Raw genomic sequence first — 15,942 nt, 5'->3', positions numbered from 1 at the left:
ACGAATATGGGAAAAGGAAAAGTGATGGACTCTTATAAAGATGCTGCTGCACTGATCAAGGACGGAGACACCCTCATCGCAGGAGGCTTCGGCCTGTGCGGCATTCCGGAACAATTAATTCTCGCGATCAGGGACAGCGGCGTGAAAAACTTGACCGTTGTCAGTAATAACTGCGGTGTTGATGATTGGGGGTTAGGCCTCTTGCTTGCAAACCGGCAGATCAAAAAAATGGTCGCATCCTATGTCGGAGAAAATAAAACCTTTGAACGGCAGTTTTTAAGCGGGGAGCTGGAAGTCGAATTGGTGCCCCAAGGAACGCTCGCAGAAAGAATTCGCGCGGGAGGGGCGGGCATTCCGGCGTTTTATACACCTGCGGGCGTCGGAACATCAGTAGCCGAGGGAAAAGAACATAAGACATTTGACGGACGCACCTATCTTCTGGAGAAAGGGATTACAGGGAACGCCGCCATCGTAAAGGCCTGGAAAGCCGATCCTCTGGGCAACCTGATGTTCAGAAAGACGGCGAGAAATTTCAATCCGCTCGCTGCAATGGCAGGCAAAGTGACGATTGCAGAGGCTGAAGAAATCGTCGATGCCGGAGAGCTTGATCCCGATCAAATTCATACGCCGGGTATTTTTGTGCAGCACGTTCTGCTTGGCGGGATTCATGAAAAACGGATTGAACGCCGCACCGTCCGGCAAGCATGATAAAGGAGGCTGACAGAATGAGAGATAGCAGAAAACGAATGATCAAACGGGCTGTAAAGGAAATTAAGGACGGTATGAATGTGAACTTGGGGATAGGGATGCCGACGCTTGTAGCCAATGAGATACCGAATGATTATAACGTCCTGCTTCAGTCTGAAAACGGCTTGCTCGGAATCGGGCCTTATCCGGCGGAAGGAACGGAGGACCCCGATCTGATCAATGCGGGAAAAGAAACCATTACCGAGGTAAAGGGAGCCTCGTATTTTGACAGTGCCGAATCCTTTGCCATGATTCGCGGCGGCCACATTGATGTAGCGATCCTCGGCGGGATGGAAGTGTCCGAACGGGGAGATTTGGCGAACTGGATGATCCCCGGAAAAATGATCAAAGGAATGGGCGGCGCCATGGACCTGGTCCACGGAGCAAAACGGATTATTGTCATTATGGAGCATGTTAATAAATATGGGGAATCTAAAGTGAGAACGGAATGTACGCTGCCTTTAACCGGCAGGCAGGTGGTCGATCGGCTGATCACAGATTTGGCTGTATTCGATTTTTATGATGGCCGTATGACGCTCACCGAACTGCAGGAAGGTGTAACAATGGAGGAGGTCTTTGAGAAAACAGAAGGTCATTTTACTGTCAGCCAGTCGTTAAAAAACGGGGTCAGACCAAAATGAGGAGGTGCCGCCATGCATTCATTGCTTATTGAAAAAACAGCCGTTGTAACAGGAGCAGCCGGAGGAATCGGGCTTGAAATTGCAAGAGAATTCGCCCGTGAAGGAGCAGCCGTCATCATCTCTGATGTAAACGAACAAGCGGGGAAAGAAGCGGCGGCAGGAATGAGAGATGAAGGCTGTGAAGCAGTCAGCATCACATGCGATGTAACAAATGAAAAGCAAGTGGCCGACATGCTGCAGACGGTCGAGAAACAATTCGGACGTCTCGATATCCTTGTGAATAATGCGGGCATTCAGCATGTCGCGCCCATCGAGGAATTTCCCACCGAACAGTTTGAACGGCTCATTCGTGTCATGCTGACTGCGCCATTTATCGCAATGAAGCATGCATTCCCCATTATGAAAAAACAGCAATTCGGACGAATCATTAATATGGCGTCTGTCAACGGGCTGATCGGTTTTCACGGGAAAGCGGCATATAACAGCGCCAAGCACGGCGTCATCGGTTTAACGAAAGTCGGCGCACTTGAAGGCGCGGCTGACGGCATTACCGTCAATGCGCTTTGTCCGGGATATGTGGACACTCAGCTTGTCCGCAATCAATTAAAGGACATTTCCGCAACAAGGAATGTACCGTACGAGCGGGTGCTTGAGGACGTCATCTTTCCGCTCGTTCCCCAAAAACGGCTGCTGTCAGTGAAGGAAATCGCTGATTACGCCGTATTTTTGGCCAGCGACAAAGCAAAAGGGGTCACAGGTCAGGCCGTAGTCATGGACGGCGGGTATACCGCTCAATAGTTCTTGTACTATTTAAAAAACAGCCGCTCTGAACGGCTGTTTTTTTATGCCTGAAAACCTTGTTCACTCAATAGGCCGATTTACTGCGTCAATCGGTATCCGGGCTGGGTCATTTACTTGTTCTGCGGCGTATTTTGTCCTTGCAGATTTTCCTCACCAGATCCATCTCTTGCGCCGCATTTATAATCAAACGCCCTCAGTTTACAATCCTTCACAGATATACAAATGAATTTTTACAATAAACAGAAAATATGTAATTTCTGACACAATAATGCCAATAGCCCTAAAACATATGAAACATGAAGAGCTCGTCCTAAGTGAAGAAGAGGCGGTAACAGGCTCCACTCCGGCTTTTCATCATCTCTCTTTAAGACTGATTTTCGGTGAAACCCCCATGTTTTATTTTATGAATAAATATATCTAATTCGTTTGTAAAATCGAACAATAACTCCTCCGAAAGTATTCTATACACATTTGTTATAATCATGCTAGGATGTTAGATAAAGGGATAATTTGTAGGATATTGTATTTCTGTTCAATATGATCGGAGGAATCTCATGAACAATCTTGCCTTTTTATTTCCTGGACAAGGGTCTCAGTTTGTAGGAATGGGCAAACAATTTTGGAATGATTTTGTGCTCGCAAAGAGATTGTTTGAAGAAGCGAGCGATGCGATCTCCTTGGATGTAAAAAAACTGTGTTTTAACGGAGATATGAATGAATTGACAAAGACAATGAACGCGCAGCCCGCTATTTTAACGGTCAGTGTTATTGCTTTTCAAGTGTATATGCAGGAAATAGGGGTGAAGCCCCGCTTCCTGGCAGGTCATAGCTTAGGCGAATATTCAGCGCTTGTCTGTGCCGGCGCCCTTTCTTTTCAGGATGCCGTTACACTTGTAAGGCAGCGGGGAATTCTTATGCAAAATGCGGATCCTCAGCAGCAGGGGACGATGGCCGCCGTGACTCACCTCTCTCTTCAAACGTTGCAGGAAATATGTTCGAAAGTGTCGACGGAAGACTTTCCGGCAGGAGTAGCCTGCATGAATTCAGAACAGCAGCATGTAATTTCCGGACACCGGCAAGCTGTGGAACGTGTCATCAAGATGGCGGAGAAAAAGGGAGCGGCATACACTTATTTGAATGTCAGTGCGCCTTTTCACAGTCCGATGATACGCTCAGCATCTGACCAATTCCAGACTGTATTACACCGGTATTCCTTCCGGGATGCCGCATGGCCGATCATTTCAAATGTCACCGCACGCCCTTACAGCAGCGGAAATTCCATCAGCGAACATCTCAAGCAGCACATGACGATGCCGGTAAGATGGACGGAATCGATGCATTACTTGCTTTTACACGGAGTCACAGAAGTCATCGAAATGGGTCCGAACAATGTTTTAGCCGGTCTGCTGAGAAAAACAACGAATCACATTGTACCTTATCCCTTAGGACAGACATCTGATGTTCACTTGCTTTCCAATTCAGCGGAAAGAAAGAAACATATTGTCCGTTTACGCAAAAAACAACTGAATAAATTGATGATTCAATCCGTCATTGCGCGCAATTACAACAAGGATTCAGCGGCTTATTCCAATATGACGACGCCATTATTTACGCAAATCCAAGAGCTGAAAGAGAGAATGAAAAAGCATGAAGACGTGCTTTCAGAACAAGAACTCGAACATTCGATCCATTTATGCAAATTAATTTGTGAAGCTAAACAGCTTCCGGCTTGGGAAGAATTGCGGATTTTAAAATAAAGCGCCCAGGAGGGGACCTATGTATACCAGTCAATTCCAAACCTTAGTAGAAGTCATTCGGGAAAGAAGCAATATCTCTGACCGCGGGATCCGTTTTATCGAATCCGATAAAAACGAGACGGTTGTCTCTTATCGCCAATTGTTTGAAGAGGCGCAAGGGTATCTTGGCTATTTACAGCATCTCGGCATTAAGCCGAAGCAGGAAATTGTATTTCAAATCCAAGAAAACAAATCATTTGTCGTTGCTTTTTGGGCTTGTATATTAGGAGGAATGATCCCGGTGCCGGTCAGTATCGGAGAAGATGATGACCATAAGCTGAAGGTCTGGCGCATTTGGAATATATTAAATCATCCGTTTCTGATTGCCTCTGAAAAAGTATTGGACAAAATAAAGAAATACGCTGCAGAACACGATTTACAGGATTTCCATCATCAATTAAACGAAAAATCTGACATCATTCAAGATCAAACCTACGATTACCCCGCTTCATTTTATGAACCTGATGCGGATGAACTCGCCTTTATCCAATTTTCTTCAGGATCGACAGGAGATCCAAAAGGGGTCATGTTAACGCATCACAACTTAATACATAACACGTGTGCCATTGGGAATGCCCTAGCCGTTCATTCGAAAGACTCTTTCTTATCATGGATGCCTTTAACGCATGATATGGGGCTCATCGCCTGCCACCTTGTTCCCTTCATAACCGGAATCAATCAAAATCTGATGCCTACAGAATTATTTATTCGCAGACCTATCCTTTGGATGAAAAAAGCTCATGAACATAAAGCCAGTATTCTATCCTCTCCTAATTTCGGGTACAACTACTTCCTTAAATTTCTGAAAAACGAACCAGACTGGGATTTATCCCACATCAAGGTCATCGCAAACGGTGCAGAACCGATATTGCCGGAGCTATGTGACGAATTTTTGAAAAGATGCGCAGCATTCAATCTGAAAAGATCCGCCATTTTGAATGTTTACGGTTTAGCGGAAGCTTCGGTCGGCGCAGCATTCTCTAAATTAGGTAAAGAATTCGTTCCCGTTTATTTGCATCGTGACTATTTAAATCTTGGTGAAAGAGCTGTAAACGTCAGCAAAGAGGATCAAAATTGCGCTTCATTCGTCGAAGTGGGACGACCTATTGACTATTGTCAGCTTCGGATCTCCGATGAAGTAAATGAAAGAGTAGAAGACGGAATCATCGGCCATATCCAGATCAAAGGAGACAATGTGACTCAAGGGTATTATAACAACCCCGAGAGTACGGAAAAAGCGCTGACTTCTGACGGCTGGGTAAAAACGGGAGACCTCGGATTCATTAGTGAAAGTGGTAACTTAGTCGTAACCGGAAGAGAAAAGGACATTATTTTCGTGAACGGAAAAAATATCTACCCGCACGATATTGAACGGGTCGCGATTGAAATGGAAGAGGTTGACTTAGGAAGGGTTGCCGCCTGCGGTGTATATGATCAAAAGACACAAAGCGGAGAAATCGTGCTCTTTGTTGTTTACAAAAAATCACCTGAAAAATTCGCACCGCTTGTCAAAGAGATAAAAAAGCATTTGCTCAAGCGGGGCGGCTGGAGCATAAAAGAAGTCCTTCCGATCCGAAAACTCCCTAAAACAACCAGCGGAAAGGTTAAACGCTACGAACTTGCCAGACAGTATGAGGCAGGGAATTTTTCAACAGAGTCTGCCGCTATCAATGAATGTTTGGAGAGCAGCCCGGAAACATCCGGACAGACTCCCATTCATGAAATTGAAACGGAATTACTGTCTATCTTTTCCGATGTGCTCAATGGGAAAAAGGTTCACCTCGCTGACAGTTATTTTGATATGGGAGCAAATTCATTACAGTTATCGCAGATTGCCGAGCGCATAGAACAGAAATTCGGACGCGAGCTTGCCGTTTCAGATCTCTTTACGTATCCTTCTATCACTGATTTAGCGGCATATCTGTCTGAAAGCCGGGCTGAAATCAAGCAGGACGCGGCAGCGAAACCAAGCCATGTAACGCCGAAAGATATCGCCATTATCGGGATGTCGCTCAATGTCCCAGGAGCATCAACGAAAAGTGATTTTTGGAATCTGCTTGAAAAAGGTGAGCACAGCATTCGAGAATACCCTGCATCCCGGCTGAAAGATGCGGCGGATTATTTAAAGTCCATCCAAAGCGAAATCAATGAGAATCAGTTTGTGAAGGGCGGCTATTTAGATGAAATCGACCGCTTTGATTACTCGTTCTTCGGTTTAGCTCCTAAAACGGCTCAGTTTATGGACCCTAACCAAAGACTGTTTTTGCAGTCTGCATGGCATGCGATTGAAGATGCGGGCTATGCCGGCGGCAGCATGAACGGGAGCCGTGTCGGGGTATATGCAGGGTACTCGAAGGTGGGCTACGATTATGAACGTCTCCTTTCTGCGAATTATCCGGAGGAGCTTCATCAATATATCGTGGGCAATCTCCCTTCCGTGTTAGCCAGCCGAATCGCTTATTTCTTAAATTTAAAAGGGCCGGCGGTCACAGTCGATACGGCGTGCTCCTCATCGCTTGCCGCCGTTCATATGGCATGTAAATCTTTAATATCCGGCGATTGTGAAATGGCTCTTGCCGGCGGTATCCGGACATCGCTCTTGCCGATCTGTATCGGACTTGATATGGAATCTTCGGACGGGTACACGAAAACGTTCAGCAAAGATTCAGACGGTACTGGCACAGGTGAAGGCGCGGCCGCAGTCCTGCTGAAACCTCTGCAGGATGCTGTTCGCGACGGAGACCATATTTACGGCGTAATCAAGGGAAGCGCGCTGAATCAAGACGGAACAACCGCCGGGATTACAGCACCGAATCCGGCAGCTCAGACTGAGGTCATTGAGACGGCCTGGAAAGACGCGGGCATTGCCCCTGAAACACTGTCTTTCATCGAAGCGCATGGCACCGGAACGAAGCTCGGCGATCCGGTTGAATTTAACGGGCTTTGTAAAGCGTTTGAAAAGTATACGGCAAAAAAACAATTTTGTGCGATTGGTTCTGTTAAATCGAACATCGGTCATTTGTTTGAAGCGGCAGGCATCGTCGGGCTGATCAAATCTGTCCTCATGCTGAATCACAAGAAAAATCCGCCGTTAGTGCACTTTAATGAACCTAATCCGCTCATTCATTTTCACTCTTCACCATTTTACGTAAACCAGGAAGCTGCAGCGTTCACATCCGGTGATGAGCCGCTGCGAGGCGGAGTCAGCTCATTTGGCTTTAGCGGAACGAACGCTCATGTGGTATTGGAAGAATATATTTCTCAAAGTGAGTATGCGCCCGAGGATGAACATGGGCCGCACCTATTTGTTTTATCCGCTCATACTGAAAAATCACTCTATGAACTCGCTCAGCAGTACCGGCAATATGTAACGGATGACAGCCAAGCTTCATTAAAGTCCATTTGCTATACAGCCAGTACGGGCAGGGCTCATTTGGATCATGGCATTGCCATGATTGTATCCGGTAAACAAGAACTATCGGATAAGCTGACCAGCCTGATTCAGGGAGACAGAAACCTTCCCGGTGTATACATCGGCTACAAGAATATGAAGGAAATGCTGCCCGCTCATAAAGAAGAGCTGAATAAACAAGCAGCCGCACTGATTAAGCAGCGTTTACGTACGCAAGATGAACGGATCACATGGCTGCATCGCGCCGCCGAATTATTTGTGCAAGGAGCCGTTATCGATTGGCGCGCGCTTTATTCCGGTGAAACTGTACAAAAGACGCCATTGCCCCTGTATCCGTTTGAACGGAGCCGATGCTGGGCTGAAGCTGACCAATTGCGCTTAAACGAGGACGAAAAGAGAGGAGAAGCGGCATTGAATATCAATCAATCGAAGGCGCACATTGAATCCTTCCTGAAAACTGTAATCAGCAATGCTTCGGGGATCAGAGCGGAGGAACTCGATCTGAATGCTCATTTTATCGGACTCGGAATGGATTCTATCATGCTGTCACAGGTCAAAAAAGCCATCGCGGACGAATTTGGGGCAGACATCCCGATGGATCGTTTTTTTGATACGATGAACAACCTTCAAAGTGTCATAGATTACTTGGCTGAGACCGTTCCACCGTCCTTTGCATCCGCTCCGCCTCAAGAGAATGTTCCGGCGCAGGAAATACAGGTCATTTCAGAAGCACAGTCTGAATCGGATCGCAGAGAAGGTCATCAAGAGCATATGCTCGAAAAAATAATCGCTTCTCAGAATCAATTAATTCAGGATACCTTGCAAGCTCAATTAAATAGCTTTAATTTGTTGAGAAACAGCGGACATCATTTCGATGAGAAAGAATACGCTAAAGCGCAAGAGAAATCAATTCCTTCTGTCAAGCAGGGGCCTCCGGCCGTCACTGCAGAAAAGAAAGCGGCTCAAGAAGCGAAACCCTATGTTCCTTTCCAGCCTCAGAACCTGCATGATCAGGGACACTATACCGCACGGCAAAAACAATACTTAGAAGATTTCATCAAGAAATACGCAGATAAAACGAAAGGTTCCAAACAATATACGGACAACACCCGATTTGCTCATGCAAACAACCGCAACTTGTCCAGCTTCCGTTCATATTGGAAGGAAATCGTATACCCGATTATCGCCGAACGTTCTGACGGTTCCAAGATGTGGGATGTTGACGGCAATGAATACATTGATATCACCATGGGATTCGGGGTTAACCTTTTCGGGCATCATCCTTCCTTTATTACACAGGTTATCGATGATTCAGTCCGTTCATCATTGCCTCCGCTCGGCCCAATGTCGAATGTCGCAGGAGAAGTTGCCGATCGGATCCGCACATGTACCGGGGTGGAAAGGGTCGCTTTCTATAATTCCGGAACAGAGGCCGTCATGGTTGCCCTGCGTTTGGCGCGGGCGGCAACAGGAAGAAAGAAAGTCGTGGCGTTCTCGGGATCTTATCACGGCACGTTTGACGGCGTATTAGGGGTTGCCGGCACTAAAGGCGGAGCTGCGTCTGCGAATCCGCTGGCTCCGGGCATACTGCAAAGCTTTATGGATGATTTGATTATTTTACATTACAACAATCCCGATTCGCTGGACGTGATCCGCAGTCTTGGTGATGAATTGGCAGCCGTACTGGTGGAACCGGTACAAAGCCGCAGACCGGATTTGCAGCCACGGGCATTTTTGAAAGAATTGCGGGCGATCACGCAGCAATCCGGAACAGCTTTGATTATCGATGAAATTATTACCGGATTTCGGATCGGTCTCGGCGGCGCCCAGGAATGGTTCGGTATTCAGGCTGATTTAGTGACCTACGGAAAAATCATCGGCGGCGGACAGCCGTTAGGGATTGTTGCCGGAAAAGCTGAATTCATGAATGCGATCGACGGGGGAACCTGGCAGTATGGGGACGATTCCTATCCGCAAGATGAGGCGAAACGCACGTTTGTGGCCGGCACCTTCAATACTCACCCGCTTACCATGAGGATGTCATTAGCCGTCCTTCGCCATTTACAAACCGAGGGAGAACATCTGTATGAGCAGCTTAATCAAAAAACAGCCTACTTGGTCGATGAGCTGAATCGCTGCTTCGAACAAGCGCAAGTGCCTATCCGCATGGTTCGATTCGGTTCATTATTCCGGTTTGTCTCATCGCTTGATAATGACTTGTTCTTTTACCATCTCAACTATAAAGGTGTCTATGTGTGGGAAGGACGCAACTGCTTCTTGTCCGTCGCGCATACCGCAGATGATATCGAAAATATTATTCAAGCGGTGAAAGACACGGTGGAGGATCTTCGCCGAGGCGGATTTATTCCGGAAGGCCCGGATTCCCCTGATGGCGGAGGCCGTAAAAAGTCCGGGACGCGCGAGCTTTCACCTGAACAAAAGCAGTTGGTTATGGCATCCCATTACGGGAATGAAGCTTCCGCCGCTTTAAACCAGTCCATTATGCTGAAAGTGGAGGGCGAACTGCAGCATACGCCATTAAAACAAGCCGTCCGGCATATCGTTGACCGTCATGAAGCTTTACGTACGGTGATTCATCCCGATGACGAGGTACAGCAAGTGCAGGAACGGATGAATATAGAAATACCAGTCATTGATTTTACCGGTCACCCGCATGAACATCGGGAGTCGGAAATTCAAAAATGGCTGACAGAAGATGCCAAGCGGCCGTTTCATTTCCATGAACAAAAGCCTTTGTTTAGAATCCATGTGCTTACTGCGGCTCACAATGAACATCTGATTGTGCTCACGTTCCATCATATCATTGCCGATGGATGGTCAATCGCCGTTTTTGTTCAAGAACTGGAGAGCAACTACGCGGCAATCGTACAAGGAAAACCAATTTCACCGAAAGAGGCAGATGTTTCGTTTCGCCAATACTTAGACTGGCAGCAGGCACAGATTGACAGCGGCCATTATGAAGAAGGGGTCCGGTATTGGCGGCGTCATTTCTCTGAACCGATACAGCAGCCAATTCTGCCGAGCGCAGCTTCTGTCCGTTATCCGAAGGGGTATGAGGGAGACCGGTGTACCGTCAGGCTTGGACGGCCATTGAGCGAGGCTTTAAGGTCATTAAGCATTCAGATGAAAAATAGCGTATTTGTGACGATGCTGGGTGCATTTCATCTTTTTCTGCATCGGCTTACCAAACAGTCAGGCCTTGTGATCGGGGTCCCCGCAGCAGGTCAATCGCATATGAAACAGCATGATCTGATTGGAAATTGCGTCAATATGATTCCGGTGAAGAACACGTCTTCTTCAGAAAGCACTTTATCCGGTTATCTTGGCAGTATGAAAGAAAGCGTGAATCTTGCAATGCAGCACCAAGCCGTCCCGATGACACTGGTGGCCAGAGAGCTTCCGCACGATCAAGTGCCGGATATGCGTATTATCTTTAATTTAGACAGGCCTTTTCGAAAGCTGCATTTCGGAAAGGCGGAAGCGGAGCCCGTTGCATACCCGGTAAAATGCACTCTGTACGATTTATTTCTTAACATAACAGACGCGCATCAAGAATATGTTCTTGATTTCGACTTTAATACGAACGTCATCAGTCCGGAAATCATGAAAAAGTGGGGAGCGGGTTTTACAAAATTGCTGCAAAAAATGGTTGAGGGAGATTCAATCCCTCTTGACGCCATGATGCTGTTTTCCGATGAAGAACAGCATGATTTACAAGCACTTTATGCCGAACACCAGAAGCGGGTCTCTTCAATAGGAAGCAATACAGCAAATTTCACTGAAGCCTATGAGGCGCCGGTAAATGAAACGGAGCGGCAGCTGGCGCGGATTTGGGAGGAACTTTTCGGCCTTGAACGGGTCGGCAGATCAGATCGCTTCCTGGCTCTGGGAGGAAACTCGCTCCAGGCGACGCTTATGCTTTCCAAAGTTCAGAAGACATTTCATCAAAAGGTTTCCATCGGACAATTTTTCAATCACCAGACTGTTAAAGAATTAGCACATTTCATTCAGAACGAAACAAAAGTCGTGCACCTCCCGATGAAGGCTGCCGAGAAAAAAGCGTATTACCCGACATCGCCGGCGCAGCAAAGAGTATATTTCCTGCACCAGCTGGAACCGGATCAGCTGGCGCAAAATATGTTCGGCCAAATATCAATAACAGGGAAGTACGATGAGCAAGCCCTGATCTCATCTCTTCAACAAGTGATGCAGCGGCACGAAGCGTTTCGCACGTATTTCGACATTATAGATGGCGATATCGTTCAGAAACTTGAAAACGAAGTTGATTTTAACGTTCATGTCCGGACAATGAGCCGGGACGAATTTGATGCCTATTCAGACCGGTTTGTAAAACCGTTCCGCCTGGACCAAGCTCCGTTAGTTCGTGCGGAGCTGATCAAGATTGAAAACGAGCAGGCCGAACTGCTCATCGATATGCATCATATCATTTCGGACGGTTATTCCGTCAACATCCTTACAAATGAATTGCTGGCTTTATATCATCAGAAACCATTACCGGACATTGAATTTGAATATAAAGATTTCGCAGAATGGCAAAACCAACGGCTGAATGAGGATGCTATGAAGCGGCAGGAGACATATTGGCTGGAACAATTTCAAGACGAAATTCCCATCCTTAACCTGCCGACAGACGGTTCAAAAGCGGCAGAACGGTCTTCTGAGGGACAGCGTGTGACATGCTCCTTACAGCCGGATGTCATCCGTTCGCTTCAAGATTTGGCGCAAAAGGCGGAAACCACTCTCTATACAGTGCTCCTGGCCGCCTATAATGTGCTGCTTCATAAATATACCGGACAAGAAGACATTGTCGTAGGCACGCCTGCTTCAGGAAGAAATCATCCGGATATCGAAAAAATCATCGGTATTTTCATACAAACCATTGGAATCCGGACGAAGCCGCACGCCAATAGAACGTTTACGGATTATCTGGAAGAAGTAAAGCGGCAGACGCTTGACGCTTTCGAAAACCAAGACTATCCATTTGACCGGCTTGTGGAGAAATTAAATGTGCAGCGGGAAACAACCGGAAAGTCTCTGTTTAACACGATGTTTGTGTTTCAAAACATTGAATTTCATGAAATCCGGCACAATGAATGTACATTTAAAGTGAAAGAACGAAATCCAGGGGTCTCTTTGTATGATTTGATGCTCACAATCGAAGATGCCGGTCAACAGATAGAGATGCATTTTGATTATAAACCGGGACGATTCACAAAAGACACCATTGAACAGATCACCAGACACTATACCGCCATTTTAAACAGTCTTGTTGAGCAGCCGGAGATGACATTGTCTTCCGTTCCTATGCTGTCTGAAACCGAACGGCATCAACTGCTGACGGAGTGTAACGGCACAAAGACGCCGTATCCGCATAACGAAACAGTAACCCGATGGTTTGAAATGCAAGCGGAACAGAGTCCCGATCATGAAGCCGTTATTTTTGGCAATGAGCGGTATACGTACAGACAGCTCAATGAACGGGCGAACCGATTGGCGCGGACGTTACGGACAAAAGGCGTACAAGCGGATCAATTCGTTGCCATCATCTGCCCGCATCGAATCGAACTGATTGTCGGAATTTTGGCTGTTCTGAAAGCCGGCGGCGCATACGTGCCCATTGATCCTGAATATCCGGAAGATCGGATCCAATATATGCTGAGAGATTCAAGGGCGGAGGTTGTGTTGACACAGCGCAGCCTGCTGGATCAATTACCGTATGATGGTGACGTTGTGCTTTTGGATGAGGAAAACTCATACCATGAGGATCACTCGAATCTTGAATCGGACAGCGATGCGCATGATTTGGCCTACATGATCTATACGTCAGGATCCACGGGAAATCCAAAAGGTGTCCTCATTGAGCATCAGGGACTGGCTGATTATATTTGGTGGGCGAAAGAGGTTTATGTAAGAGGTGAGAAAACCAACTTCCCATTATACTCTTCCATCTCTTTCGATCTGACTGTGACCTCGATATTTACACCGCTGGTTACGGGAAATACCATCATTGTCTTTGACGGCGAAGATAAAAGCGCTGTGCTTTCTGAGATTATGCGGGACTCAAGAATAGACATGATCAAATTGACCCCGGCACATCTGCACGTCATCAAGGAGATGAATATCGCTGGCGGCACGTCAATACGGAAAATGATTGTCGGCGGAGAAAATTTAAGCACCCGTCTGGCCAAAAGTGTCAGCGAGCAGTTTAAAGGCCGGCTGGACATTTTCAATGAATACGGACCGACGGAAGCTGTCGTCGGATGTATGATTTATCACTTCGACGCAGAACGGGACAAGCGGGAATTTGTACCGATCGGCACTCCGGCTGCCAACACGGATATTTATGTGGCCGATGCAAGCAGAAACCTGGTTCCGATCGGGGTAATCGGCGAAATATATATCAGCGGACCGGGTGTTGCCAGAGGGTATTGGAACCGTCCGGATTTAACGGCAGAGAAATTTGTTGAAAACCCGTATGTCCCGGGAGCGAAGATGTACAAATCAGGGGATTTGGCTAAGCGGTTGAAGGACGGAAATCTTGTATATATCGGGCGCGTTGATGAACAAGTCAAAATCAGGGGATACCGAATCGAGCTTGGTGAAATTGAAGCAGCAATGCATAACGCGGAAGCGGTGCAAAAAGCCGCGGTTACAGTGAAAGAAGAAGAAGACGGCTTAAAACAATTATGCGCGTATTACGTAAGCGACAAGCCTATAGCGGCTGCGCAGCTTAGGGAACAATTGTCATCGGAGCTTCCGGACTACATGGTTCCGTCCTATTTTGTCCATCTGGAGCATATGCCGTTAACGTCCAACGGGAAAATAAACCGTAAGGCACTGCCAGCACCAGAAGCGAGTCTGCAGCTGACAGCTGAATATGTTCCGCCGGGTAATGAGACGGAATCCAAACTGACAGATTTATGGAAGGAAGTGCTCGGAATAAGCCATGCGGGGATCAAACATAATTTCTTTGATCTCGGAGGCAACTCCATTCGAGCGGCTGCCTTAGCCGCCAGAATTCACAAAGAGCTGGATGTGAATCTGTCTCTCAAAGACATATTCAAGTTTCCTACCATTGAACAATTGGCTGACAAGGCGTTACACATGGACAAAAATCGATATGTACCGATTCCGGCTGCAAAGGAAATGCCATATTATCCGGTTTCTTCAGCTCAGAGGCGGATGTATTTGTTAAGTCACACAGAAGGCGGCGAGCTGACTTACAATATGACGGGTGCCATGAATGTGGAAGGGACGATCGATCCCGAACGGTTAAACGCCGCTTTCCGAAAATTAATCGCGCGTCATGAAGCGTTGCGGACCAGCTTTGATTTATATGAAGGCGAGCCGGCACAGCGTATTCATCAGAACGTCGACTTTACGATAGAACGGATTCAAGCAAGCGAAGAAGAAGCGGAAGACCGTGTGCTTGATTTCATCAAAGCGTTTGACTTAGCCAAACCGCCGCTGATGCGGGCCGGACTGATTGAAATTGAACCTGCGCGGCACGTGCTTGTGGTTGATATGCATCATATCATTTCTGACGGCGTGTCCGTCAATATTCTGATGAAAGATTTAACCCGAATCTACGAGGGGAACGAACCGGATCCGCTCTCTATTCAATATAAAGACTTTGCAGTTTGGCAGCAATCGGACATTCAGAAACGGAACATCAAGAGCCAGGAAGCGTATTGGCTGGATCAGTTTCACGGTGATATTCCTGTACTGGATATGCCTGCGGATTATGAGAGACCTGCCATACGCGATTACGAAGGCGAATCATTTGAATTTCTTATACCAGAACACTTAAAACAGCGTTTAAGCCAAATGGAAGAAGACACAGGAGCAACACTGTATATGATTTTATTGGCAGCCTATACGATTCTTTTATCCAAATACAGCGGACAAGAAGATATTATCGTAGGAACGCCATCTGCCGGGCGGACTCATTTGGATGTAGAGCCGGTCGTGGGAATGTTCGTCAATACGTTAGTCATTCGCAATCACCCGGCGGGCCGTAAAACATTTGATGCCTACTTAAACGAAGTAAAAGAAAACATGCTGAACGCCTATAAAAATCAAGACTATCCGTTGGAAGAATTAATTCAGCATCTGCATCTTCCAAAAGATTCAAGCCGCAATCCTTTATTCGATACGATGTTTGTGCTGCAAAATCTCGATCATGCTGAATTGACTTTCGATTCTCTTCAACTCAAGCCGTATCCATTTCATCATCCGGTTGCGAAATTCGATTTGACTTTGTCGATTCAGGCGGACCGCGACAACTATCACGGACTGTTTGAATATTCAAAAAAACTGTTTAAGAAAAGCAGAATCGAGGTTTTATCAAACGACTACTTACACATCCTATCGGCGATTTTGGAACAGCCTAGCATTCTAATCGAACATATCGGATTGAGCGGCAGCAATGAGGAAGAAGAGAACGCGCTTGATTCTATTCAATTGAACTTTTAGGGAAAAGCATTATTTCTTTAAATTATAT

5 protein-coding genes are annotated in these 15,942 nt (G+C 46.7%); all 5 read left to right on the top strand.

What is annotated here, in order from left to right:
• The first annotated feature begins 6 nt into the window (after positions 1 to 6).
• The 5 genes from G9F48_RS04865 to bamA all read left to right on the top strand — a co-directional run bounded on the left by G9F48_RS04865 (position 7) and on the right by bamA (position 15,914).
• A complete protein-coding gene (locus G9F48_RS04865; RefSeq protein WP_003153920.1) occupies positions 7 to 708 on the top strand; it encodes a CoA transferase subunit A in 702 nt (233 codons plus the stop codon).
• 17 nt (positions 709 to 725) lie between these two features.
• The gene (locus G9F48_RS04860) at positions 726 to 1,388 is read left to right on the top strand and encodes a CoA transferase subunit B (protein WP_165409113.1); all 663 of its coding nucleotides are present in this window, start codon (positions 726 to 728) and stop codon (positions 1,386 to 1,388) included.
• Positions 1,389 to 1,400: 12 nt separating this feature from the next.
• Positions 1,401 to 2,186, top strand: coding sequence for a 3-hydroxybutyrate dehydrogenase (locus G9F48_RS04855; RefSeq protein WP_165409112.1), 786 nt, complete (start codon positions 1,401 to 1,403; stop codon positions 2,184 to 2,186).
• A gap of 557 nt (positions 2,187 to 2,743) precedes the next feature.
• Positions 2,744 to 3,946: a bacillomycin D biosynthesis malonyl-CoA transacylase BamD gene (bamD, locus tag G9F48_RS04850; protein ID WP_165409111.1), complete on the top strand. Its 1,203-nt coding sequence runs from the start codon at positions 2,744 to 2,746 to the stop codon at positions 3,944 to 3,946.
• A 19-nt stretch (positions 3,947 to 3,965) separates the two neighbouring features.
• Complete coding sequence (gene bamA, locus G9F48_RS04845) at positions 3,966 to 15,914, top strand: bacillomycin D hybrid PKS/NRPS BamA (protein ID WP_165409110.1); 11,949 nt, start codon at positions 3,966 to 3,968, stop codon at positions 15,912 to 15,914.
• Positions 15,915 to 15,942 lie beyond the last annotated feature (28 nt).

It is taken from the genome of Bacillus sp. EKM420B (assembly GCF_011065565.1).
In the GTDB taxonomy this organism is placed as follows: domain Bacteria; phylum Bacillota; class Bacilli; order Bacillales; family Bacillaceae; genus Bacillus; species Bacillus velezensis.
The sequence above is the reverse complement of the archived record's forward strand: the minus strand, read 5'-3'. Positions and strand labels throughout refer to the sequence as shown.

Bases quoted from the DNA above. Each gene is read 5' to 3' on its own strand.
- G9F48_RS04865 (WP_003153920.1), top strand. From the start codon at position 7: ATGGGAAAAGGAAAAGTGATGGACTCTTATAAAGATGCTGCTGCACTG.
- G9F48_RS04860 (WP_165409113.1), top strand. From the start codon at position 726: ATGAGAGATAGCAGAAAACGAATGATCAAACGGGCTGTAAAGGAAATT.
- G9F48_RS04855 (WP_165409112.1), top strand. From the start codon at position 1,401: ATGCATTCATTGCTTATTGAAAAAACAGCCGTTGTAACAGGAGCAGCC.
- bamD (WP_165409111.1), top strand. From the start codon at position 2,744: ATGAACAATCTTGCCTTTTTATTTCCTGGACAAGGGTCTCAGTTTGTA.
- bamA (WP_165409110.1), top strand. From the start codon at position 3,966: ATGTATACCAGTCAATTCCAAACCTTAGTAGAAGTCATTCGGGAAAGA.